General features: G+C 66.1%; 17 protein-coding genes. 10 read left to right on the top strand and 7 right to left on the bottom strand.

What is annotated here, in order from left to right; translation table 11 throughout:
• Positions 1–57 precede the first annotated feature (57 nt).
• Genes E5675_RS15170 through E5675_RS15150 form a run of 5 tightly spaced genes read left to right on the top strand, consistent with a single transcriptional unit; the run spans position 58 to position 7946 of the window.
• A complete protein-coding gene (locus E5675_RS15170; protein ID WP_168707875.1) occupies positions 58–2004 on the top strand; it encodes a S9 family peptidase in 1947 nt (648 codons plus the stop codon).
• Positions 2001–3815, top strand: coding sequence for a DUF885 domain-containing protein (locus tag E5675_RS15165; protein WP_136175255.1), 1815 nt, complete (start codon positions 2001–2003; stop codon positions 3813–3815). The genes E5675_RS15170 and E5675_RS15165 overlap by 4 nt, the downstream gene beginning before the upstream one ends.
• Positions 3812–5620: a DUF885 domain-containing protein gene (locus E5675_RS15160; protein ID WP_136175254.1), complete on the top strand. Its 1809-nt coding sequence runs from the start codon at positions 3812–3814 to the stop codon at positions 5618–5620. Before E5675_RS15165 ends, E5675_RS15160 begins: the two co-directional genes overlap by 4 nt.
• Positions 5617–6840: a M1 family metallopeptidase gene (locus E5675_RS15155; protein WP_136175253.1), complete on the top strand. Its 1224-nt coding sequence runs from the start codon at positions 5617–5619 to the stop codon at positions 6838–6840. The genes E5675_RS15160 and E5675_RS15155 overlap by 4 nt, the downstream gene beginning before the upstream one ends.
• Positions 6837–7946, top strand: a complete 1110-nt coding sequence (locus E5675_RS15150) for a membrane dipeptidase (RefSeq protein WP_136175252.1) — start codon at positions 6837–6839, stop codon at positions 7944–7946. Before E5675_RS15155 ends, E5675_RS15150 begins: the two co-directional genes overlap by 4 nt.
• Here E5675_RS15150 and E5675_RS15145 read toward each other — a convergent pair.
• The 5 genes from E5675_RS15145 to E5675_RS15125 all read right to left on the bottom strand — a co-directional run bounded on the left by E5675_RS15145 (position 7920) and on the right by E5675_RS15125 (position 13563).
• Entirely contained in the window at positions 7920–8759 is an 840-nt protein-coding gene (locus E5675_RS15145; protein ID WP_136175251.1) for an ABC transporter permease, read from the bottom strand. The two genes, E5675_RS15150 and E5675_RS15145, sit on opposite strands and share 27 nt — an antisense overlap.
• Positions 8756–9949 (bottom strand): ABC transporter permease, encoded by a 1194-nt coding sequence (locus E5675_RS15140; RefSeq protein ID WP_136175250.1) that lies wholly within the window; start codon positions 9947–9949, stop codon positions 8756–8758. The genes E5675_RS15145 and E5675_RS15140 overlap by 4 nt, the downstream gene beginning before the upstream one ends.
• Positions 9950–10196: 247 nt before the next feature.
• A complete protein-coding gene (locus E5675_RS15135) occupies positions 10197–11249 on the bottom strand; it encodes an ABC transporter substrate-binding protein (protein ID WP_136175249.1) in 1053 nt (350 codons plus the stop codon).
• Positions 11246–12364: an ABC transporter ATP-binding protein gene (locus E5675_RS15130; protein WP_136175248.1), complete on the bottom strand. Its 1119-nt coding sequence runs from the start codon at positions 12362–12364 to the stop codon at positions 11246–11248. The genes E5675_RS15135 and E5675_RS15130 overlap by 4 nt, the downstream gene beginning before the upstream one ends.
• Positions 12361–13563 (bottom strand): PLP-dependent aminotransferase family protein, encoded by a 1203-nt coding sequence (locus tag E5675_RS15125; protein ID WP_136175247.1) that lies wholly within the window; start codon positions 13561–13563, stop codon positions 12361–12363. Before E5675_RS15125 ends, E5675_RS15130 begins: the two co-directional genes overlap by 4 nt.
• A gap of 156 nt (positions 13564–13719) precedes the next feature.
• On the opposite strand from E5675_RS15125, the gene E5675_RS15120 reads away from it, so the two are divergent.
• From E5675_RS15120 to E5675_RS15100, 5 genes are read left to right on the top strand one after another with little or no spacing between them, the layout of a single operon-like run.
• On the top strand, positions 13720–15105 hold the full coding sequence (locus E5675_RS15120; protein ID WP_247594637.1) for an amidohydrolase: 1386 nt from the start codon (positions 13720–13722) through the stop codon (positions 15103–15105).
• Positions 15102–16382, top strand: coding sequence for an amidohydrolase family protein (locus tag E5675_RS15115; RefSeq protein ID WP_136175246.1), 1281 nt, complete (start codon positions 15102–15104; stop codon positions 16380–16382). The genes E5675_RS15120 and E5675_RS15115 overlap by 4 nt, the downstream gene beginning before the upstream one ends.
• Positions 16379–17101 (top strand): hypothetical protein, encoded by a 723-nt coding sequence (locus E5675_RS15110; protein WP_136175245.1) that lies wholly within the window; start codon positions 16379–16381, stop codon positions 17099–17101. The genes E5675_RS15115 and E5675_RS15110 overlap by 4 nt, the downstream gene beginning before the upstream one ends.
• Positions 17098–18495: an amidohydrolase gene (locus tag E5675_RS15105; RefSeq protein ID WP_136175244.1), complete on the top strand. Its 1398-nt coding sequence runs from the start codon at positions 17098–17100 to the stop codon at positions 18493–18495. The genes E5675_RS15110 and E5675_RS15105 overlap by 4 nt, the downstream gene beginning before the upstream one ends.
• Positions 18492–19757, top strand: a complete 1266-nt coding sequence (locus E5675_RS15100; RefSeq protein ID WP_136175243.1) for an amidohydrolase family protein — start codon at positions 18492–18494, stop codon at positions 19755–19757. Before E5675_RS15105 ends, E5675_RS15100 begins: the two co-directional genes overlap by 4 nt.
• 12 nt (positions 19758–19769) lie before the next feature.
• On the opposite strand, the gene E5675_RS15095 is transcribed toward E5675_RS15100, so the two are convergent.
• Positions 19770–22574 (bottom strand): pitrilysin family protein, encoded by a 2805-nt coding sequence (locus tag E5675_RS15095; RefSeq protein WP_136175242.1) that lies wholly within the window; start codon positions 22572–22574, stop codon positions 19770–19772.
• 36 nt (positions 22575–22610) lie between these two features.
• The gene (locus tag E5675_RS15090) at positions 22611–23954 is read right to left on the bottom strand and encodes an amidohydrolase family protein (RefSeq protein ID WP_136175241.1); all 1344 of its coding nucleotides are present in this window, start codon (positions 23952–23954) and stop codon (positions 22611–22613) included.
• Positions 23955–23992 lie beyond the last annotated feature (38 nt).

Genomic DNA, 23992 nt, shown 5'->3' with positions numbered 1-23992 from the left:
GCTCCTGCGGGGCGGCGCGCCTGCGCCGCCCCCGACACCGCCCATATGGGGAAAATAATGCTTAAATATCTGCTGCTCGGCATCGCGCTGGCCTGCCACGCCGCTCCGGCGTCGGCCGACGAAAAGTCCCCGAAACGCTACACGATCGAACAGCTGATGGATTCGGACACGATCGGCGGTCTGTCCTGGTCGCCCGACGATACGAAGCTGATCTTCACGAGCAACCGCACCGGCATCGCCAATATCTACGAAATGCCATCGGGCGGCGGCGCCGCGACGCCGCTCACCAATTCGGTCAAGGAGACGGTGCGCGCGATCGGTTATTTCCCGAACGACGAGCGCATCCTGTTTTCGAGCGACCAAGGCGGCAACGAACTCGCCCATATCTATGTTCGCGAGCGCGAGGGCACCACGCACGACGTGACACCCGGCGCGAAGCATGTCGCGCGCTTCGTCGAATGGGCGCAGGACGGCAAAAGTTTCTTCGTCCAGACCAACGAGCGCGATCCGCGCTTCTTCGACCTCTACGAGATTCAGGCCGACGGCTACGCCAAGACGCTCCTGTTCGAGAATGACAAGGCCTATCAGGTCCGCGCGGTCAGCCCCGATCGCCGTTATGTCGGGCTCAGCCGCATCGTCGATAATGCGACGAAACATTGCTATGTCTACGACCGCACCGCGGCGAAGCTGATCCAACTCACCGTCGAGGGCAAGCCCGTCGCCTGCGAACCGCAGACCTTTTCCGACAAAGGCGCACAGCTCTTCTACACCACCGACGATGGCGGCGAGTTCGCCTTTCTCGTGCGACAGGACCTTGCGACCGGCAAGCGCGTCACCGTTTTCAAACCCGACTGGGACGTGGAGGGCGCGGACCTGTCGCGCGATGGCAGGACGCTGATCGTCTCGGTCAACGAGGATGCGCGTTCGCGCCCCTATCTGTTCGACGCCGCGACCTTCAAACCGCTGCACCTCGCCGATCCGATGCCGGGCGCGAGCAGCGGCCTGCTTCTCGCCAACCATTCGAAAAAGGCGCTCGTGAGCGCCTCGAACGGTGCCACGCCGGGCGACATCCTGCTGCTCGACCTTGCTACGGGTGAACGGATGCCGCTCCTCAACGCGCGCGCGCCCGGCGTGGCACCCGACGACCTGATCGCGGGCGAGGTCGTGCGCTTCAAATCCTATGACGGCGTCACGGTGCCGGGCATCCTCTATGTGCCGAAGGGCGCTAAGAAGGGCGACGCGCTCCCCGCCGTCATCCATGTCCACGGGGGGCCCGGCGACGAAAGCCGGATCGGCTATCGCCCCTTGCAGCAATATCTCGCCAATCACGGCTATGTCGTGTTCGAGATCAACAATCGCGGCAGCAGCGGGTCGGGACGGACCTTCTACCATCTCGACGACCGCAAGCATGGCGATGCCGATCTCGACGACGTCGTCGCGGCGAAAAGGATGCTGATCGACACCGGCCTTGTCGATTCCGCCAAAGTCGTGATCCAGGGGCAAAGCTATGGCGGCTATATGACGCTCGCCGGGCTCGCTTTCCGACCCGATGCCTTTGCGGCGGGAGTCGACATTTACGGCGTGTCGAACTGGCCGCGCCTGCTCGCCAACACGCCGAGCTGGTGGGAAGATCTGCGCCGGCTGCTGTTTACCGAGGTTGGCGATCCTGAAAAGGACGCCGAATATCTCCGCAAGATCTCACCCGTTTTCCACGCCACGAATATCAAAAAGCCGCTGCTCGTGCTCCAGGGCGCGAACGACCCGCGCGTGCTGCCGGTTGAATCCGAGGATATCGTCGCCAAGGTGAAGGCGAACGGCGTACCGGTCGATTATGTCGTCTTCCCCGACGAGGGGCATGGGTTCCGCAAGAAGGCGAACCAGATTGTCGCCTATCGCAAGATACTGGAATTCCTCGATACACATGTGAAAGGTGCGCCGGCGAGGACGGCCGCCGCCGAAACAACGACGGTTTCGCCGCTCGGCGATTTCCCGATCGGCCAGTGAACGACCTTCGTCTCAGCCGCCGCGAACTGATCGCGGCAGGGGCGCTCGCCGCCGCGACGCCGGTATGGGCGACGGCGCCGCGCGACGAGAGCGCGCGCCTCGATGCGTTCTTCGAAAGCGTCTTCCAGCGCGACCTCGCGCGCAATCCCGCGGCGCAGTCATCGATGGGGATTACGGGCGGCGGCGCGGGCTGGTGGCCCGATGTCAGCCAGGCGCGCGCGGACGAGAATGTCGTGCTCGTGCGGCGCGACCTCGCCGAATTGAAGCGCTTCGATCGCGCGGCGTTGGGTCACGAGGCGCAGCTCAGCTATGATCTGTTCGCCTATGACGCCGAGGAGGCGATCGAGCGCCACCTCTGGCGTGGCAATCATTATCCGGTCTGCCAGATGCGCGGGCCGCAGCGCGACATTCCGCAAACGCTGATCAACAATCATTCGATCGCCAGCGTCGCCGACGCCGAGGCCTATGTCGCGCGCCTCCACGCGGTGCGCTCCTATCTGGCGGCAGTCGTCGCGGGGCTCGAACGGCAGGCGGCGAACGGCGTCGTCCCGCCGCCCTTCTCGGCGCCGCTTGTCATCGGCAATTGCGAGAAGCTGATTGCCGGCGCGCCGTTCCAACCCGGCACCCCCGACAGTCCGATCCTCGCCGATTTCCGTGGCAAGCTGGAGAGTCTTTCGATCGGCGAGGTCGAAAGGGCACGGCTTGTGAAGGCGGCCGAGGCTGGGTTGATCGAAGGGTTCGGTCCCGGTTTTCGTGGCCTCATCGACCATCTGCGCGCGATCAAATGCGGTGCGAACTGCAATGCCGGCGTCTGGCGCCTCCCCGATGGCGACGCCTATTATGCCGCCCAGCTCCGCTGGAACACGACGCTGCCGCTCTCGCCAACCGAGGTCCATCGCATCGGGCTCGAAGAGACTGCACGTCTGCACGGCGAGATGCGCGCGGTGGCCAAGCGCGCGGGATTTGCGGGCACGCTCGCAGAGCTTTTCGAGCATGTTCGCAGCAATGATCGTTTCTATTATCCCAACACCGCTGAGGGAAAGGCGGCCTATCTCGATTCGATGCGCGCGAAAATTGCCGCGGTGACCGCGCGGCTCGGCGAGCTCACCAATCATGTTCCGAGCGCCGACGTGCTGGTGAAGCCGGTCGAGCCCTGGCTCGAAGCGTCGGCGGGCACCGCGGGCTATTTTGCGCCCTCGGCCGACGGATCGCGCCCCGGCATCCTCTACGTCAACACGCGCGACATGCGGAATCTACCGATCTACGAGCTGTCGGCGCTCTCCTATCACGAAGGCGTGCCCGGCCATCATCTCGAAAAGGCGGTGACGCGCGCATTGACCGGGCTGCCGAAGTTTCGCGCCTTCGGCGGCTACACCGCGTTCAGCGAGGGTTGGGCGCTGTTCGCCGAGCAGCTACCGACCGACATGGGGCTTTACGACGATCCGTGGCAGGAGTTCGGGCGCCTTTCGATGGAGTTGATGCGCGCGGGCCGCCTCGTCACCGATACCGGCGTCCATGCGCTGCGTTGGAGCCGCGAAAGGGCGGTGGCGTGGCTCGACGAAAATACGCCGGCGAACCATGCCGACAATGTCACCGCGATCCAGCGCTACATCGTCACGCCGGGGCAGGCCTGCGCCTATGAGATGGGCAAGCTCAAGCTGGTCGAACTGCGCGACCGCGCGCGGACGAAGCTAGGCGACCGCTTCGACCTTCGCGGCTTCAACGACAATGTGCTCGGCAGCGGGCCGCTTCCGCTTCCGATGCTCGAACACAAAATCGATGCGTGGATCGCAGCGGGAGGACAGGCATGATCTGCAGGCGCCACTTCATCGGCTCGGCGGTGCTGGTGGGTGCGACTTTGATCGCGCCGCCGGTCTTTGCAATCCAGACTGACGAGGACGCGCGGCTCGACGCCTTTTTCGAGGCGATCTTTCAGCGTTCGCTGGATCGCAGCCCGACGCGCCAGTCGGCGCTCGGCATTCGCCGCGATCAGGACAAGTGGGACGATATCGGCGAGGCGCGTGAGCTCGAGGACCACAAGCTCCGCCAAGCCGACCGTGCTGTGCTGAAAAGCTTCGATGCCGCGAAGCTGTCACCGCAGGCGGCGCTCAGCCTCCGCATGTTCGCGCGCTCGACAGAGCTTGCGCTCCGTAACTTCAAATGGCGCAACCATGATTATGTGATGACCCAGATGGGCGGCGTGCATACGCGGGTACCGAGCACGCTCACCAACAGCCATCCGATCATGAATAAGGCCGACGCCGAAGCCTATATCAAGCGGCTCGACGCCGTCGCGCCGCTGATGGCGCAGGCGGTTGAGCGGATGGGGACGCAGGAAGCAAAGGGAATCCGACCGCCGCGCTTCGTCTATGGTCTCGTCATCGAACCCTGTCTCAACTTGCTCAAAGGCGCGCCGTTCGCGGGTGAGGGCGACAGCCCGATCCTTGCTGATTTCCGGGGCAAGGTTGCGAAAGCGGACCTGCCCGACGCCGAGCGCGCCGATCTTCTCGCGCGGGGCACGGCGGCGTTGCAAGGCGGCTTTGCTAGTGGTTATCGCGCGCTGATCGCGCATTTGCGTGCGGCCGAGGCGAAAGCCGACGAGACTGCGGGCGTCTGGAAACTGCCGGACGGGCAGACCTATTATGCAGCGCAGCTCGAAAGCTATACGACGCTGCCGCTGAAGGCGGCCGACGTCCACGCGCTCGGGCTCCGCGAGGTCGCAAGCATTCACGACGCGATGCGCGCGATCATGAAACAGGTCGGTTTCGCCGGCGACCTGCCGGCTTTCTTCGCCTTCATGCGCAGCGATCCGCGCTTCTATCATCCCGACACCGATGCGGGGCGCGCCGCCTATGTTGCCGAGGCCGGTGCGCTGCTCGGCGAAATTCGCGCGCGACAAGTCGAACTGTTCGAGCATCTGCCGAAGGCGCCGGTCGAGGTCCGAGCGATCGAGGCGTGGCGTGAGAAATCGGCGCCCAAGGCGCATTATCGCAACCCCCCGCAGGACGGATCGGCGCCGGGCATCTTCTATATCAACCTCGCCGACATGAAGGCTCAGCCGCGCTACCAGCTCGCCGCGACGCTCTATCATGAGGCGATCCCGGGGCATCATGTCGAAACCTGCATCGCGCACGAGATGGAAGGGCTCCCGAAGTTCCGCCGCTTCGCGAGCATCGCCGCCTTTTCGGAGGGCTGGGGTCTCTATTCGGAACTGCTGCCGAAGGAGATGGGGCTCTATGCCGATCCCTATTCGGACTTCGGGCGCCTTTCGCTGTCCCTGATGCGCGCGTGCCGCCTGGTGGTCGATACCGGCATCCATTCGCTGCAATGGACGCGCGAGCAGGGCATTGCCTATTTCGACGCGAACATGCCGTCGAGCCATTACGATAACCAGCGTGAGGTCGAGCGCTATATCGTCATCCCGGGACAGGCGACCTCCTACTATATCGGGATGCAGAAGATCATCGAGCTGCGCGCCCGCGCGCGCGCCGGCCTCGGTGCCCGCTTCGACCTGCGCCGCTTTCATGACGTGGTACTGGGCGCGGGGCCGCTGCCCTTGCCGCTGCTCGAAGAACGTATCGAGGCCTGGATCGCTGGGGGAGGACAATCGGCATGAAGAGACTATTCGCGACCTTGCTGGCGCTCGGCAGCGCGGCCGTCGCGCACGCAGCACCGCCGCATTACGATGTTGCGGCGAAATTCGATCCCCAAGGCGCGCTCGACGCCGACGTCACGATCACGCTCAGCGACGGCGAAGCCGAAAAGGCCTTCCTTCTGTCGGACCGCTTCGCTCTCCAGCCGATGGACCTGCCGCCCGGCGTCACCATGTCCGTCGAGCCGTCGACCTCGCCGATGCCCGCGCTCAACAAATACAGCTTCCGCTTTGCGGCGCCCGCCACGGACCCGGTCAAGCTGCGCTTCCGCTACGCGGGACCGATCCTCACCGAGCATGACAGCGGCAACAAGCCGCTGCGGCCCGAAGGTTATGAGCTGTTCATCGACCATATGTGGTTTCCGGTGGGTGCCGACATCCAGACGCGCTTCACCGTCGACGCGGCGATTGACGGGCTCGACCCCGATCTCGTCGTCGTTGCGCAGGGCGATGTGACGCGGACCGCGACAGGGGTGCGGATCCACCGCGACTTCCTCGACATCGACCTGCCGATGGTCGCGATGCACGGCTTGCAGCGCGCCGAGGCGCATGGCGTCGAATTCTATTCGCGCGACCTGTCGACCCAGCTTTCGGGCTGGTACGTCAAGCATGCCGAGGGCGCCGCGCGCTATTTCGAAGCGATGTTCGGCCCGCTGCCGCGCAAGGTGCGGATGGCGCAGGTCTGGCGCGAGCGTTCGATGGGGTATGCGCGCACGGCCTATACGGTGTTGTCCGAAGGCGGGCGCAACACCCCCGACATCACCGAGGTCAATCCCGGCCGTTATGTCGCGCACGAGATTGCGCACGCCTGGTGGATGCTGGCCAGCCCGCTCACCGACGATTTCTGGCTCGTCGAATCGGCCGCCGAATATATGTCGATGCGCTATGTTGAGCATGCTTTCGGGGCAGAGGAACTGGCGAAGAATATCGCCGCCAAGCGCGACGCTACGAAGGACGCGGGTCCGGTCATGGGGCATGGCCGGCCGAACCGGATTCAGCTTTACGGCAAGGGGCCGCTCCTGCTGCTCGATCTTGAGCATCGCATCGGTCGCCCCGCGATGGACCGGCTGATGATCGCCATGGCGAAGGAGCCCGTCCACACGACGCCGGTCTTCCTGAAGCACCTGACCGCCATCGCCGGCGCCGACGCGGCGCGCGAGTTCGAGAAGGCGCTCCATACATGATCGTCTCGCGCCGCGCGCTGATCGGCGGCGCGGCGGCGCTGGCGTTCGCAGGCCCGGCACGCGGGGCTGATTTCGGCGCGGCGCGCTACGGTAAGGCGATGGTGATCGACGGTCTATCATCGCTGGGCGCGCTCGATCCGAAGGCGCCGGGCATCGCGGCGCAGCTTGCGACCTACCGCGCGTCGGGACTGACCGTGATCCACCAGACGGTGGGTGCTGCGGGCAATACGCCGGGCCGCTATGAGGAAACGCTGCGCCGCGTCGCGCGCTACACGCGCTTTATCGAGGCGCTGCCCGATCATCTGCTGCACGTCCGCACGGCGGCCGACCTCGCGGCGGCGCAGGCGAGCGGGCGGCTCGGTGTCATCTTCGGCTTTCAGGATACGGTGCCGCTCGAAACCGAGGTTGAACGGCTCGACCTGTTCAACCTGCTCGGCGTGCGGATCGTCCAGCTCACTTACAACAAGCGCAACCTCGTCGGCGATGGCTGTCTTGAGTCCGGTAATGCCGGACTCAGCGATTTTGGCCGCGAGGTAGTTGCGGGGCTCAATGCGCGGCGGATGATCGTCGACGCAAGCCACGCCGCGCAGCGCACGATTGCCGAGGCGATTGCGACCTCGTCGGCGCCGATCGCGATCAGCCATACCGGCTGCCGTGCCTTGAACGACGTGCCGCGCAACACGACCGACGCCGACCTCCGCGCGTTGGCCGACAAAGGTGGAGTCGCCGGCATCTATTTCATGCCGTTTCTGCGCGCCAGCGGCCAGCCGCGCGCCGCCGACGTCATCCGCCATATCGAACATGCTGTAACGGTCGCGGGCGAGGATCATGTCGCGCTGGGAACCGACGGCGGCATCCGCGGCATTGAACTCAATGCCGACTATGCCGAAGGTCAGCGCCGTTTCTACGAAGAGCGCAAGGCGCTCGGGATCGCGGCACCGGGCGAGGCTCCCGACGTCTTCAATCTCATCCCCGAATATAACGAGCCCGCGCGTTTCCTGAAGCTGGCCGACGATCTCGCCGGGCGTGGCTGGCCGGCGCGGCGGATCGAAAAGCTGCTCGGCGCCAATTTCGCGCGGCTATGCGCCGATGTCTGGAGCCGCTGACCCGGGGCGCCTCCCTTCGCCGCGGCGGCGCAGCAGCTCTGCCGCGCCCAACAACAGTGTCGAAGCGATAATCAGCAGCGTCGCCGCAGCGGCGATCGCCGGGCTGATTTGTTCGCGTACTCCCTCGAACATCTGGATCGGTAGCGTCCGCTGCTCAGGCCCCGCGATAAACAATGCGACGGTCGTTTCGTCGAACGAGGTCATGAAGGCAAAGACCGCGCCGGCAGCGACCCCGGGGGCAATCAGGGGGATTAGGACACGAAGAAGAACGACGAGCGGCGGCGCGCCGAGGCTCGCGGCGGCGCGCAACAGCTCGGTGTCGAGCCCGCGCAGCGCCGCATGGACCACGATCACGACGAAGGGCACCGCAAGCGCCGTGTGCGCGACGATCAACCCGAGCGAGCCGTTGACGAGGCCGAGTGGCGCGAAGAGAAAATAGAAAGCGATCGCGACCACCACCACCGGCACGACGAGCGGCGCGGTGATCATTGCGACGATCGCCGTCTTGGCGCGCGAGCGCATGTAGGCGAGTCCGATCGCCGCGAGCGTGCCGAGCGGGGTGGCGATCAATGTCGTGGCGACGGCGATCTTCAGGCTGTTGCCGAACGCATGCGTCCATTGCGGTGATCCGGCGAGCGTCCGATACCAGCGCAGCGAAAACTCGCCCTCGGGAAACACGAGAAAAGTGGTCGGATTCAGCGACAGTGGGATCACCGCAAGGATCGGCAGCACCAGAAAGGCGAAGACGAGCGCCGAAAAACCGATGAGCGCCGCACGGCCCGCGCGCTCCGACCGCGAACGACGGGCGCTCATGCCGGCACCGTGCGGACCATCGTCCGCCCCGCGAAGATCATCAGCAACAGCGGGAGCAAGAGCAGCAGGCTGAGAGCCGCCGCCATGCCCCAGTTGAGCGACTGGTTGGTGTAGAAGGCTATCGACGCGCTGATCATCTGGTCGCCGCCGCCGCCGACCAGCGCGGGGGTGACATAATAGCCGAGCGCGAGGGTGAAGACGATGATCGCGCCCGCGCCAACGCCGGGCAATGTCTGCGGCAGATACACCGTGAGGAAAGCACGGAGCGGCGGCGCGCCGAGCGAACTCGCCGCGCGCATCGCGGTCGGCGCAATGCCCTTCATCACGCCATAGAGCGGCAGGATGAAGAAGGGCAGCAGCACATGCGTCATCGCGATATAGACGCCGAGCCGGTTGTAGATGAGCTGGAGCGGCGCATCGATCAGCCCGACGGCCTGCAGCGCTTTGTTCACGACGCCGTTGGTCTGGAGCAGCACCGCCCACGCGGCGGTGCGCACGAGCGCCGAGGTCCAGAAGGGCAGGAGGACAAGGATCAGCAGCGGATTGGCCTTTCGCTCGGGAAGCGAGGCGAGCAGATAGGCGACCGGATATCCGAGCGCGGCGCAAAGCAGCGCGACGATCGCGCTGATCTTGAAGGTGCGTAGATAGATGTTCGCGAACACCGCCTGCTCGGCAGGAACGGTGACGATGCGGTCGTCGGCGTTCAGCCGGCGGTCGAGCGCTGCGAGCAGATAATGGCGGGTGAGCGGTCCGTCGGCGTGGCGCATCGCCGCCCATATCCCGGGCTGCCCCCATCGCGGGTCGATCCGCGCGAGGTCGGCGACGCTCGCTCCCGGCGTGCCCGCCGCCAGCCGATCGGCGGTCGCGTAGAGCAGGCTGCGCGATCCGACCATGTCGTAATTGAGCCGGTTGGCGGCTTGGTTGAGCGTTCCCGCCTGCCGCGCCGCGTTGATTTCGCGCGCGACGGTCGCGGCGAGAGCATCGGGAGGGGCGCCCGCGCCGTCCCACTGCCGGAGCGCCGCCGCGCTGTCGGGCCAGACGCGCTCGAGATCGCGGTCGATCACCGCGCGCGACAGCATCATCAGCACCGGCGCGACAAAGCTCGCGAGCAGGAACAGGAGCAGCGGCGCGACGAGCGCGACACTCCACCAGCGCCGGAGCCTCGGCAGTTTAGAGCGGTTTTCGGCCATTTCATATCACCGTGATTGGGCCAGGCAGTTCGCTGGCGAGGCGCGGCGCGCGGCAGGGGCGGGTCGCCCCTGCAAGCGACGCAACGCGGCCAGCGGACTGCCTGGCCCAACCGCTCCGCGGCGGGCCGATTTTGGCCCATTGCTGCGTCGAGATGTCTTGGAATATCGACATATACCTACGCCATCTCTCCTTGCACTGAGCCAAAATCGGCTCCGTCACGGCGACCTGAAATGGTCGAAAACCGCTCTAGCGCGCGACCCAGGCATTGAACCGCTGGGTGAGCTGGTCGCCATATTCGACCCAGAAATTGGCATCGAGTTCGAGCGCGTCGGCCATGTTCGCCGGGTCGCTTGGCGTGTCGAGCTTGAGTTTCGCATCGACGCGCCGGTTCGCCTCGACATTGGTAAGGCCGGTCGGGATATGGCTCGCCAGTCGCATCTGGTTTTCAGGGCGCGTCATATAGCGGAGCAGCTGCGCCGCTTCGGCCTTGCGCGGGCTGTTTGCGAGGATCACCCAATAGTCGACTGCATAGATATTGCCGTGCCAATCGAGCTTGAAGTTGCGTCCCTCGGTGCGATTGGCGACGATCAGTCGCCCGGGGCTCGTCACCGACATCACCACTTCGCGCGATCCGAGAAGGTCGGGAACCTGCGAAATCGACGACCACCAGACGACGTTCGGCTTGATCTCGTCGAGCTTGCGGAACGCGCGGTCGATCCCCTCGGGCGTGCGTAGCGTCGGATAGACCTGATCGGCCGGCACGCCGTCGGCCATCAGTGCGAATTCGAGCGAATATTTGGGCGTCTTGCGCATACCGCGCTTGCCCGGAAAGCGTTTGATGTCCCAGAAGTCGGCCCAGCTCTGCGGCCCCGGCCCGCTGATGCGGTCGCCGTCATAGCCGATGACATAGGACCAGAGCATCGCGCCGACGCCGCAGTCGTGTACCGCGGCGGGCAGGAAGACGTCGCGTCCGCCCAAGGCCGCCCAGTCGAGCCGCTGGAACAGCCCTTCCTCGCAGCCGAGGATCAGATCCTCGGTCTCCACCTGCACGATGTCCCAGCTCGCGTCTCCGCCGACGACCTTGGTACGGATCACCCCGACGCCGCCGCGCCAGCTATCCTCGCGCAGCGAAATGCCGGTGGTACGCGAAAATGAGGTCCAATAAGCCTTGCGGTGCGCATCCTGCGACGATCCGCCCCAGCCGACGACGGTGAGCGGACGGAGTTCGGAACTCGATCCGCATGCTGCCACACTCGCGGTGAGCGCCGCGATGCCGAGAAGGCGTGCCCAGGCCTTCATGCGACTTCTCTTTGCTGCAAGGCGGCACGATCTTCGGCGGGAAAGGCGAAACAGCGGTCGGTGCACCAGCCGACCGGAATCCGCTGTCCGGGCGCGATCCCGGGTGTGGCGGGCGTCCGGATGAGGAGCGAGCCGCCGCCATCGAGCGCCGCGCGAATGCGGCTGTGATCGCCGTGATAGGCAAGCTCCTCGACCCGCGCTTCGATGGCGTTGCAGCAGGCAAGAGGGGCGGAACCCGTCTCGACATGCTCGGGACGGATGGTCGCGACCACGGCGTCCCCGGCCGTCATAGCGCCCGTCGCCAGCGCGCGGACGATCTGCCCGCCGGGCAGCCGGACGGCGCATCGATCGTCGTGCCGTGTCACCACCGTGCCCGCCAGCATATTGTTCTCGCCGACGAAGCCGGCGACGAAGGCATTGGCTGGCGTTTCGTAGATCGCGTCGGGCCGCCCGACCTGCTGGATGCGCCCCGCCGCGAACACTGCGATCCGGTCGGACATCGTCAACGCTTCGCCCTGATCGTGCGTGACATAGACGATGGTGAGCCCTAGCGCGCGTTGGATCCGCTTGATCTCGATCTGCAGATGCTCGCGCAACTGGCGGTCGAGCGCGCCAAGCGGTTCGTCCATCAGCACGAGGTCGGGTTCGAACACTAGCGCGCGCGCGAGCGCGACGCGCTGGCGCTGCCCGCCGGAGAGCGCATCGGGGCGCCGCGCGCCGAGCCCGTCAAGCTTTACCAACGCGAGCGCATTCGCCACTTTCGTTGTGGTCTCGGCGCCCCTTATCCCGCGCACGCGAAGCGGGAAGGCGACATTTTCGGCGACGCTCATATGGGGGAACAGCGCATAATTCTGGAAAACGACGCCCATGTTGCGCCGATATGGCGGACGGTCCGTGAGCGACGCACCGCCGAGCAGTATCTCACCTGCGCTGGGGGTTTCGAACCCTGCGAGCATCATCAGCGTCGTCGTCTTCCCCGACCCCGATGGGCCGAGCAGCGTCAGAAACTCGCCGCGCTCAATCGCAAGGTCGAGATCGGCGACGGCAGCCGGGCCACCCGCGGCATAGCGTTTCTCGACGCCGCGAAATTCGACGAGAGGGGGCGGCGCGGTCATTGCCCGGTCCGCGCTCTGTAGACGGCGCCCAACCGCCTGATCCCTTCGTCGATCTGTTCGGGGGTGGTAAAGCTGTAGGACAGGCGGATATGATTTCGCGGCGCAGCGGCGCTTTGCGCGGCGAAGAAGCGGCTGCCCGCGATCAGATGGACCCCGGCCTCGTGGGCGCGCGCGGCGAGAAGGTCGCCGTCGACATGCTCGGGTAGCGTCAGCCAGACATAATAGCCGCCCTCGGGCACCGCGACGACCGCACCCCGAAGCTCTCGCATCACGGCCGCAACGATATGGTCCCGGCGTTCGCGGTAGGCGCGCTGCACGCGTGCGATATGGTCCGGGAACTCGTCCGAACGCGCGAATTCGTAAATGATCCGCTGGATGAGCGGCGACGAGCCGCCTTCGGATTTGAGCTGGACCATCCGGGCGACGAGCGCGGGATCGGCGGCGACCCAGCCGATCCGGAGCCCCGGAGCGACGAGCTTGGAGAATGTGCCGAGGTGAAAGACCGCCCCGGAGCGGTCGAGCGCCTTCAGTAAAGGCGCATCGGGCCCATCGAAGCGTACGCGGCGATAGGGGCTGTCCTCGACGATCGGAATGCCGCGCATCTCGGCCAGCGCAACAAGCGCTTCGCGGCGCGCGGCCGGCATCGTCGCGCCGGTCGGATTGTGGAATTCGGGGATGTTGTAGATGAATTTGGGCGGCGCCTTGCCTGCAGCAGCGCGGGCATCGAGCACCGCCTCTAGCGCGTCGGCGTCGAGCCCCGCCTCGTCCTGCCCGATCTCGATGAACTCGGCGCCGTAATTGCGGAAGATCGGGATGGCGGTGAAATAGGTCGGTGCTGTGACGACGATAGCGTCGCCTTCGTCGAGCAGCAGGCGGCAGACGAGGTCTATGCCTTGCTTCGCGCCGTTGGTGATCAGGATATGATCGGCGGTCAGCGCGCAGCCGTCATCGTTCATCCAGTTTGCGAGCCATTCGCGCAAATAGGGCTGACCGCGTCCCGACGCATATTGCAGCACCTCTTCGCGGTGGCCGGTCAGCGCATTGCTGGCGAACCGGCTGAGGTCGGGGAGAAGCTGCGGCGCCGCGAAACCCGAATCGAACAGGATGATCTCGTCGCCGAATTCGGACGGAAAATGGGGAGCGGGAAGCTGCGTCGAAAGATGTGCGGCCCGGCGCGCCAGGCAATTGTCATTCCACAAATTTCAGCCCCTCCATAGCCCCGCCCGCCGCGGAACAACTCACCCTGCCGAGAACGATGATCCAGAGCGGCAAATCCGCCATCGCCGGACGGTCAAAAAACGAGTGGCGGATTTGTGACGCTCGTCGCTCGTTTCAGATGGGGGGAGGCGCGACGAATGGCATCGACGATGAAATATCTGGGCGGCGCGTGCATCGTGCTGATATCGATGGCGACCGTCGGCATTTCGCTCGCAGCCCACGGCGCGCCCGACGATCCCTTTCCAAGCACCTATCATCCCGCCGCATCGGCGCCGCTGGCGATCGTCGGCGCGACCGTGTTGACCGGAACGGGCACCGAAATTGCCGATGCAACGGTGCTGATCGCCGACGGCAAGATCGAGGCGGTCGGACCGTCTCTCCCGGTGCCTAATGGTTACGGCGAGGTCGACGGCCGCGGCAAATGGCTAACCCCCGGCATCATCGATGCGCATTCGCATCTTGGCGTCTATCCTTCGCCCGCGACGCCCTCGCACGAGGATGGCAATGAAGCGGTGTCGCCGAACACCTCCGAGGTTTGGGCCGAACATTCGGTGTGGCCGCAAGACCCGAAGTTCCGCCTTGCGCGCGCCGGCGGGGTAACCAGCCTGATGATCCTGCCCGGTTCGGCCAACCTGTTCGGCGGCCGGTCGGTCACGCTCAAGAATGTGCCGTCGGTGACGACGCAGGGAATGAAATTTCCGGGCGCTCCCTATGGCCTCAAGATCGCGTGCGGCGAGAATCCGAAGCGCGTCTATGGCGGCAAGGGGCGTTCGCCGGCGACGCGGATGGGCAATGTCGCGGGCTATCGTAGGGCATGGATCGATGCCGCCGACTATGTCCGCCGCTGGGACAAATGGGAAGCGGGCGGGAAGGCGGGCGACCCGCCGAAGCGCGACCTGCAGCTCGAAACGCTCGCGGGGGTGCTGCGCGGCGAGATCCTCGTTCAGAATCATTGCTACCGCGCCGACGAGATGGCGGTGATGGTCGACGTCGCGCGTGAGTTCGGTTTCAAGATCCGTACCTTCCACCACGCCAACGAGGCGTTCAAGATCGCGCCCCTGCTCGCACAGGAAGATATTTGCGTCGCGACCTGGGCGAACAGTTGGGGCGCCAAGATGGAATCGCTCGACGGGATCGAGGAGAATGCACCGATGGTCGACGCCGCGGGGGGCTGTGCGATCATTCATTCGGACGATGGCCTTCTGATCCAGCGGCTCAACCAAGAGGCGGGCATCGCGATGACCGCCGCCAATCACACCGGCCTGTCCGTCAGCCGCGGCGAGGCGATCAAATGGATCACGGCCAATCCGGCGAAGGCGATGGGGATCGCCGACAGGGTGGGCACATTGGAGCCGGGCAAGATGGCCGACGTCGTATTGTGGAGCGCGAACCCGTTCAGCGTCTACGCGCTTGCCGAGCGGGTATGGGTCGACGGGGTGGTCCAATGGGATCGCTCCGATCCACGCTATCAACGCCCGTCCGATTTCGTCCTCGGCCAGCCGGGGCAGGGGTTCGCGCGATGATCCGCCTGTTTGCCGCCGCGCTGGCGCTCGGCGCTGCGACGCCGGCCGCCGCGCAGACCGTCGCGATCACCGGAGGCCGCCTGATTACCATGGGACCGGCCGGCGAGATCGAGCGCGGCACAGTCGTGATAACACGCGGCCGGATCGTCGCGGTTGGCGCCGATGTCATGGTGCCGGCCGGCGCGAAAATCGTCGATGCCACCGGCAAGATCGTGACCCCCGGCCTGGTTGCGGCGGGGACGGCGCTCGGGCTGATCGAAGTGCGCGCGGTCGAAACGACCGACGATCGCGCCACCGACGCCAATGAGGTGAGTGCGGCCTTCGATGCCGGCTATGGACTCAACCCCGATTCCTTGCTGATCCCGGTCGCGCGATTGGGCGGCATCACCCGCGCGATCGCGACGCCGGCCTATAAGGACAAGGGCGGGCGCGAACTGCTCTTCGCGGGGCAGGCGGCGGCGGTCGCGCTCGATGGCCGACCGATGCTGATGAAGCGCGGGGTCGCGATGATACTCGACATGGGCGATGCCGGCGCCGAGCGCGCGGGCGGGGCCCGCGCCGCCGAACTGGTCGCGCTACGCGCGCTATTCGCCGAGGTGCGCGATTACAAGGCGCGCCGTGCCGCCTACGACCGCGGTGAGACACGCGACTATATGCTGTCGCGCGTCGACATGGAGGCGCTGATTCCCATCGTTGAGGGCCGCATGCCGCTGCTCGTCACCGTGAACCGCGCCGCCGACATCCGCGATGCGTTGGCGCTTGCGCGCGAGGAGGGACTGCGGTTGATCCTTGAAAGCGCGAGCGAAGGCTGGCGCGTCGCGGACGAGATCGCCGCCGCGGGAGTTCCCGTGCTTTTGACGCCGGTCGAAAACACGCCCGCGTCGTTCGAGATGCTGGGCGCCACCTTGTCGAACGCCGCCCGCCTCGCCGCAGCCGGAGTAGTCTTTGCGATCGAAGGCAACGGCAACCACCGCGAACGCGAGGTGCGATACAATGCGGGCAACGCCGTCGCTAACGGGCTCGACTGGAAATCCGGGCTCGCAGCGATCACGATCAACCCTGCGCACATCTTTGGCCTCGCCGACCGCATCGGATCGCTCGAGCCGGGTAAGGAGGGCGATGTCGTGATCTGGGACGGCGATCCGCTCGATACGCTGTCGCGCCCGACCGCGGTCTTTATCCGCGGCGCGGCGCAGCCGATGACCTCGCGGGCGACCGAGCTTCGCGATCGCTATCTTCCCGCCATATTGCCTTCTGCCAACGGAGAAACACCATGAACGCCAATCGCCTTCTCGCCCTTTATTCGGGCGTGCTTACCGCCGCCGCCGCGGTCGCCGTGGCGACCAGCGCCGGTGCCGACACCCCGCCCGCCAAGGCGGTGTTCGACGAGATCGACGTCAAGCGCATCAACGTCCGCGAAGATGACGGGACGATCCGTATGATCGTGTCGAATACCAGCCGCTCGCCGGGCATCATCATGCACGGCAAGGAACGCCCGCATCCGAGCGGCAACCGTGGCGCGGGGATCATCTTCTACAACAACGAAGGGTCCGAAAACGGCGGCCTGACCTTTAGCGGCCAGAAGGGTCCCGACGGCAAGATATCGGGAGGCGGCCACCTGAGTTTCGACCAATATGAGCAGGATCAGGTGATCCAGCTGACCCAGAACGAATATAATGGGCGGCGCTGGGCCGCGATGGTCGTCAACGATCGTCCCGATGCGGCGCTCGATTTCGACATGGCCGAGCGGCTGTCGAAAATGCCTGACGGCCCCGAAAAAACCGCCGCGCTTCAGAAGGTGCAGGCCGACGGCACCTTCGGCCGCCAGCGGCTCTATGTCGGCAAGACGCGCGACCGCGAGTCGGCGGTCATGCTGAACGATGCGATGGGGCGTCCGCGTATCCTGATGAAGGTCACCCCCGACGGCAAGGCGTCGATCGATTTCCTCGACGACAAGGGCGGGGTGATTCGCTCGGTCACCCCAGACGCCAAATGAGGCACGCCGCGCTCGTCCTTGTCGCGGCAACTGCGCTCGCCGGCTGCGCCGCGTCCGAACGGCGGCCGTCGGCGCCCGCCGCCGACGCGGCGCCCACGATCGACCGCGATGCCTATCCGAGCACCTATCATGCACCTGCCGTAGAGCGTATCGCCTTGGTCGGCGCGACGGTGCTGACCGCGACCGGCGAGGAAATCGTCAATGGGACGGTGCTGATTGAGGGCGGGAAGATCGCCGCCGTTGGTACCGCGCTAGCGGTGCCGAGCGGCTATCGAACGGTGGACGCGCGCGGTAAGTGGGTAACCCCGGGCGTCATCGACGCGCACTCGCATCTCGGCGCCTGGGCACAGCCCGAATCGGTCGAGGCGCATAACGACGTCAACGAGATGACCGATCCCAACACTGCGCAGGTCTGGATCGAACATTCGATCTGGCCGCAGGACCCGGGTTTCGACGCGGCGCGCGAAGCAGGGGTCACCACGATGATGATCCTGCCCGGTTCGGGTAATTTGTTCGGCGGGCGCACGGTGACATTGAAGAATGTGCCTTCGGTAACGATACAGGGGATGAAGTTTCCCGGCGCGCCGCAGGGCCTGAAGATCGCGTGCGGCGAGAATCCCAAGCGCGTCTATGGCGGGCGAGGCCGTTCGCCGGCGACGCGGATGGGCAATGTCGCGGGCTATCGCAAGGCGTGGATCGACGCGCAGGACTATGCGCGCCGCTGGGACAAGTGGGAGAAGGGCGGCCGGAGCGGCGAGGCGCCGAAGCGCGACCTCCAGCTCGAAACGCTCGCTGGCGTGCTGAAGGGCGAGATTCTCGTCCAGAACCACTGCTACCGCGCCGACGAGATGGCGAACATGATCGATATCTCGCGCGAATTCGGGTTTAGAATCCGCGCCTTTCATCATGCCAACGAAGCCTACAAGGTCGCGCCGCTGCTAGCGAAGGAAGATATCTGCGTCGCCACCTGGGCCAGTTGGTGGGGGTACAAGATGGAGGTGTTCGATGCGATCGAGGAGAATGCGGCGCTCGTCCACGCGGCCGGCGGCTGCGCTATCATCCATTCGGATGATCCGATCGTCATCCAGCGTCTGAACCAGGAGGCCGCAGCCGCTTTGTCGGCGGCTTGGCGTGCGGGCATTCGGATCAGCAAGGCCGACGCCATCCGCTGGTTCACCGCCAATCCGGCAAAGGCGCTTGGTATCGCCGACCGCGTCGGAACGCTCCAGCCCGGCAAGAACGCCGATGTCGTATTGTGGAGCCACGACCCGTTCAGCATCTACGCACGGGCCGAAAAGGTCTGGATCGACGGCGGGATCGTCTTCGACCGCGCCGACGCCGGCTATCGCCGCCATTCCGACTTTCTGATCGGCCAACCCGGAGAGACGCGATGACCCGCCGCTTGAACGCCCTCGTCGCACTGCTGCTGGCGACCCCGGCCTCGGCGGAAACGATCGCGATCGTCGATGCGCGGCTGATGACGATGACGGGCGCCGGCGAGATCGGTCGCGGAACGATCGTGATCCGGGACGGGAAGGTCGCTGCGCTTGGCACCGACGCTCCGGTTCCAGCCGATGCGCGCGTGATCGATGGCCGTGGCGGGGTCGTCACACCGGGACTCATCCAGGTCGACAGCACCTTGGGCGCCGTCGAGGTGAGCCAAGTCCCGACCAGCGCCGATCGAGCCACGCACAGCAGGACGATCAGCGCGGGATTCGACATCTCGCAGGGGCTCAACCCTGATTCGATTCTGCTCCCGGTGTCGCGGCTGGCGGGAATCACCCATGCTGTCACGACGCCGCTTTACGATGATCGCGGTGGGCGCTCGCTGCAGTTCGCCGGGCAGGCAGCGGTGATCGATCTCGCGCAGCGCCCGCAAATGGTCACGCGGCCGCGCGCCGCGATGGTGCTCGAAATGGGCGAGGGCGGGGCCGAACGCGCCGGCGGTGCCCGCGGCGCGGCGATCGTCGAACTTCGCGCGACTCTGGCTGACGTCCGCCACTTCGCGGCGCACCGCGCCGCGTACGATCGCGGCGAAGGGCGGCCGCAGGCGCTTTCGCGCGTCGATCTGGATGCGCTGATCCCGGTCGCCGACGGACGCATGCCGCTGATCGTCAAGGTCGATCGCGCCTCAGACATCGTCGAAATGATCGCGCTCGCGCGCGAGGAGAGGCTGCGCATCATCCTCGATGGCGCGGAAGAAGGATGGCGCGTCGCCGACAAGATTTCCGCGGCGAAGATCCCCGTCATTCTCGACCCGCTCGCCGACTTGCCACGCAGCTTCTCCCAGCTTGGGGCGACGATGGAAAATGCCGCGCGACTACACGCCGCTGGCGTCATCGTGATCCTGAAGACGGGGAGCGGCGTCGCGCATCGCGCGCGGGAGCTGCGTTACGGTGCGGGAAATGCCGTCGCCTGGGGATTGCCCCATGATGCAGCTGTTGCGGCGATCACGATCAATCCGGCGCGCGTCTTCGGCGTTGCCGACCGCATTGGATCGCTCGAAGTTGGCCGCGCCGCCGACTTGGTGTTGTGGAACGGCGATCCGCTCGAACCGCTGTCGCAGCCGCAGGCGGTGTTCGTCGAGGGGATCGAGAAGCCGCTTACAGCTCGCCCGCTCGAACTGCGCGACCGCTATATGTCGCCGTCGCCCTGAAAGCCGGCCGGGCTAGGGTAAGGATTTCCCGTCGATATCGACGAGTTCGAGGGTCGGGAAACGCTCGCGGAGCGCCCCCACCCATTGCTTCGAATCGCCCGCGACGACGATCGTGGCCTGATCGGCGCGCAGGTGCGCCTCGATCGCGGCGGCAATGCGCTCGGGTGACGGTGCCAATGGCGAGCGTTCGGCCGCCAGCGTGTCCAGCGCCGCGCCGCTGGAAATCAGCGTTACCAGATAATCGGCAAGGCCCGCGGCGCGCTCGTTTTGTCCTGACAGACCGTTCGCGAGATAGGTGGCGCGCTCGCCCGCGCGCCCGGCGTCGACCGGCTCGCGGCCAAACCGGCCGATCTGGTCGAGAATCAACCCGACGACTTCGTTCGCTGACGCAGTCTTGGTTTGCGTGACCGCCATCAGATATGCTGCGTCGCGGCGGCTGTCGAGCAGGCTGCCGGCTCCATAGGTGAGGCCCCGTTTGACGCGGATCTCTTGCGTAAGCCAGCCTTGGAAGCCGCCGCCGAGCGCGGCGTTGGCGATGCGAAGCGACGGCCAGTCGGCATCGCGTCGTCCGGCGGTCGGCAGCGCCACGATAACGGCGGCCTGCGCCACGCCGGGCATGTCGACCGCGACCACATGCGGGCTTGTCGATACCGTGCCGCGCGGCGTCGCCGTGGGTGCCTTTCCGGCTTTCCACGATCCGAAGCTGCGCTCGGCGAGTGCGAATGCGGCATCGGGGGTCAATGCGCCGGTGACGATCAGCGTTGCGGCATTCGGGATCCATGTTTCGCGCTGCGCCGCCGCGACATCGTCCTGCGTCACGGCACCAAGGCTCGTGGCGGTGGGAACCGCTCCATAGGGCGCCTTGCCGAAGAGCGCGGCGGGGAGGGCGCGGAGCGCCGTCTGCATCGGTTGCTTCGTGGCTACCGCGATCGCGGACAATTGCTGGCTGCGAACGCCGTCTAGCGCATCGGCGGCGAAGTCCGGCCGTGTCGCGACATCGGCGAGGATGCGTGCCGCTGCCTCGATATTCGCGGTCGGCGCATTGACCGAAAAGACCGTCGCGTCGGCATCCGAACCCGCGCCGATTGTGCCGCCGAGCGCCGCGATCTCGCTCGCGATCCGCTCGGCGCTGCGTCCGCCCGCGCCCTTCAGTGCCAGCGCTGCGGCGATGTCGCCGCGCCCGGCCTGTCCCGCCGGATCGGCCGCATCGCCGCCGTCGATCACCAGCCGCACGCTGGCGAGCGGAACCTTCGACGACTGGGCAACGACAACGCGCAGCCCGTTGGTGAGACGGCGTTCGGCCAGCGTGGGCAATGCCGACGGAACGGCTTCGGCTGGTTCGGGACGTGCTTCGCGAGCGCCTTCGCTCGCGATGGCGACCGGCGGCTGGCTCGCGGGCGGGATCGTCGGACCCATCTTCGACACGTCGGGAGAGGCGTCGCCGGCATAGCCCGGGGGGCGCTGGCTTTCGTCGCGATAACGGAGCGTCACCCGCTTCCCGTCGTCGAGCCACTTCTTCGCAACGCGCTGGACGGCGGCGGGCGTCATGCGGCGGATGGCGTCGAGCCGCGCGTCGGCTAGCCCCGGATCGCTGGTCAGCGCGGCGCCGCCGCCCAGTTCATAGGCGCGGCCGCGCGCAGTCTCGCGCCGCGCGAGCGCATCGCCGAACAGGCCGTTCTTGACCGCGTCGAGTTCTTCGGCGGCTAGCGGCGTATCGCGGAGCCGGGCGATCTCCGCGCCAAGCGCCGCATCGGCATCGGCAATCTCGCGCCCCTCGGCAAGCGTCACGACGAGCGCGAAGGCATGGCCGTCCCGCGCGGGAAGATTGTAGCTGGTAATTTCCGAGGCGACCCCCTTTTCGTCGACGAGGTAGCGGCGCAGGCGCGAAGCGGCGCCGCGCGTGAGCACCGCCTCGATCAGGTCGATGCCCGCCGCGTCGGCGTCGGCGGCGAAGGGCGCGCGCCAAGCGAAGGCGACCGCAGGAAGCGGGACGTTCGGCGCATAGGCGTCGATCGTCCGCGCCACGACCGGGCGACCCTTTGCAGGGTCGCGCGGAATGGCGCGGTCGGGGCGCGGTATCGAGCCCAGATAGCGGTCGGCCCAGACATCGAGCTTCGCCGGGTCGAAATTGCCCGACACCACGAAGACCGCATTGTCAGGCCGGTAATAGGCCTCGTGAAACGCTTGCACATCGGCGAGCTTTGCCTGGTCGAGATCGGCGATGGTCCCCCCGATCGGCCGTGCATAAGGGTGACCGTCGAAGGTGAAGGCGGGAAGCAGCATATAAAGAATGCGCCCATAGGGTTTCGAGAGAATGCGCTGACGCAGTTCCTCCTTCACGACGTCGCGTTCGGAGTGGAATGATTTCTCATCTATCACGAGATTGCGCATCCGCTCGCCCTCCAGCCAGAGCATGCCCTCAAGCTGGTTCGCGGGCGCGGTGATATAATAATCGGTATAGTCGAACAGCGTCGAGGCGTTGCTGTTGCCGCCCATCGCATTGACCGCCTCCAGCACGCCGCCGGGCAGGTTGCGTGTCGTCTTGAACATCAGATGCTCGAACAGATGCGCGAAACCGCCGCGCCCCGGCGGGTCGTCGCGCTGGCCGACGTCGTACCAGATGTTGATCGAGACCGTCGCAGTGCCCGTGTCACGGATCGCATAGAGCGTCGCGCCATTGGCAAGGACGCGCTTGGTGAAGTCGAGCCGCGGAACCTCGAGCAGTCGCGGCGCGGTCGTCTCGCTCTCGGCTGCTGCGACGGATGCGAAGGAGAGCGGGCTCGCGGCGAGGAGCAGAACGGTCAAGAAACGGCGCATCGGATTTTCCTCTGCTTTAGTGAAACGGGCCGGTCTTCACCGGAGCAGTGACTGGCCGCCCTGGCGGATCACCCGGCCGCGCTGCATGACGAACAAGGGTTTTTCGGTGACCCGAATATCGGCGATCGGATTGCCGGGCACCGCTACGATATCGGCGGATTTTCCGACGCTGAGCGTCCCGATCTCGGCATCGAGGCCAAGGAGGCGCGCGGCGTTGCTCGTCCCTGCGAGCAGCGCGGCGGCGGGCGGCATGCCGGCGTTGACCATCAGGCTGAACTCCATCGCGTTGCGGCCATGGCCGTCGGGGCGAACCGTCGCATCGGTCCCCAGGGCGATCGGCACGCCGAGGCGCAGCGCGGTCTTGAACATGCCCGTATGCGCTGCGGCGGCGACGCGCGCCTTTTCCGCGATGTTCGAGGGATAAGTGTCGGCGTTCGTCTTGACCCAGTCGAGCGCCATGAAAGTGGGAACGAGGAAAACGCCTTTTGCCTTCATCCGCTTCAGCGTGTCTTCGGACAGGAAGCTGCCGTGTTCGATCGAATCGACTCCAGCCTCGATCGCGAGTCGCGAGGCGGTGTCGCCGTGCGAATGCGCCGCCACCTTGCGGCCCCAATGATGCGCTTCGCCGATCGCGGCGTTGAGTTCCGCGGGCGTGAACTGCGGCACGTCGACGGGGTCGTAGGAGAGCACCCCGCCCGAGGCGCAGACCTTGATGACGTCGGCGCCCCATTTGATCTGGTTGCGCACCGCCTCGCGGCACTGGTCGGCGCCGGTGCAAACGCCTTCGCGCGGTGTCAGCGGCGCGACGCGCTGCGCAGGATAAGGCGCGCGGTCGCAGCTTCCGCCGGTGGCGGTGATGGCGTTGCCCGCCGCGAGAATCCGCGGGCCCGGAGTCAGGTTCGCGGTGATGGCGTTGCGGAGTCCGACGTCGATGAACTCGCGCGCGCCGACGTGCCGCACGGTGGTGAATCCCGCTTCGAGCGTGCGGCGCGCGTTGGCGCCGGCGTAAAAGGCCATTTCGGTCGGATTGCGCATCAACTCGTTGAGCGACTTGCGATAATAATTCTCGTCAGGTTCCAGTGTCAGGTGCGAATGGACGTCGATGAATCCCGGCAGCAGTGTCGCGTCACCGAGGTCGATCGTCCGCGCGTCGTCGGGGATCGCCGCATCGCGACCGACGCCGACAATCCGCCCGGCCTGCACCACCACGACCGCATCGGTGCGCATCCGTTCGCTCGTCGCATCGAACATCCGCGCGGCGCGCAGGACCAGCGTATCCTGCGATTTGTCTTGGGCAGATCCCGTGATCGCCGACCCTGCGCACAGGAATAAGGCGGCGGCGGCAATCGCGCGTGTGATGCTGTGGGCGGTTTTCCGCATGGTTTTCCCCCGCGACGTTCCCGTGCCGAGCGCCGGGA

The sequence above is a fragment of the Sphingopyxis sp. PAMC25046 genome (assembly GCF_004795895.1).
GTDB lineage: Bacteria > Pseudomonadota > Alphaproteobacteria > Sphingomonadales > Sphingomonadaceae > Sphingopyxis.
The sequence above is the reverse complement of the archived record's forward strand: the minus strand, read 5'-3'. Positions and strand labels throughout refer to the sequence as shown.

Coding starts and splice junctions, on each gene's coding strand:
- E5675_RS15170 (WP_168707875.1), top strand. CDS start 58: ATGCTTAAATATCTGCTGCTCGGCATCGCGCTGGCCTGCCACGCCGCT.
- E5675_RS15160 (WP_136175254.1), top strand. CDS start 3,812: ATGATCTGCAGGCGCCACTTCATCGGCTCGGCGGTGCTGGTGGGTGCG.
- E5675_RS15155 (WP_136175253.1), top strand. CDS start 5,617: ATGAAGAGACTATTCGCGACCTTGCTGGCGCTCGGCAGCGCGGCCGTC.
- E5675_RS15150 (WP_136175252.1), top strand. CDS start 6,837: ATGATCGTCTCGCGCCGCGCGCTGATCGGCGGCGCGGCGGCGCTGGCG.
- E5675_RS15145 (WP_136175251.1), bottom strand. CDS start 8,759: ATGAGCGCCCGTCGTTCGCGGTCGGAGCGCGCGGGCCGTGCGGCGCTC.
- E5675_RS15140 (WP_136175250.1), bottom strand. CDS start 9,949: ATGGCCGAAAACCGCTCTAAACTGCCGAGGCTCCGGCGCTGGTGGAGT.
- E5675_RS15135 (WP_136175249.1), bottom strand. CDS start 11,249: ATGAAGGCCTGGGCACGCCTTCTCGGCATCGCGGCGCTCACCGCGAGT.
- E5675_RS15130 (WP_136175248.1), bottom strand. CDS start 12,364: ATGACCGCGCCGCCCCCTCTCGTCGAATTTCGCGGCGTCGAGAAACGC.
- E5675_RS15120 (WP_247594637.1), top strand. CDS start 13,720: ATGGCATCGACGATGAAATATCTGGGCGGCGCGTGCATCGTGCTGATA.
- E5675_RS15115 (WP_136175246.1), top strand. CDS start 15,102: ATGATCCGCCTGTTTGCCGCCGCGCTGGCGCTCGGCGCTGCGACGCCG.
- E5675_RS15110 (WP_136175245.1), top strand. CDS start 16,379: ATGAACGCCAATCGCCTTCTCGCCCTTTATTCGGGCGTGCTTACCGCC.
- E5675_RS15105 (WP_136175244.1), top strand. CDS start 17,098: ATGAGGCACGCCGCGCTCGTCCTTGTCGCGGCAACTGCGCTCGCCGGC.
- E5675_RS15100 (WP_136175243.1), top strand. CDS start 18,492: ATGACCCGCCGCTTGAACGCCCTCGTCGCACTGCTGCTGGCGACCCCG.
- E5675_RS15095 (WP_136175242.1), bottom strand. CDS start 22,574: ATGCGCCGTTTCTTGACCGTTCTGCTCCTCGCCGCGAGCCCGCTCTCC.
- E5675_RS15090 (WP_136175241.1), bottom strand. CDS start 23,954: ATGCGGAAAACCGCCCACAGCATCACACGCGCGATTGCCGCCGCCGCC.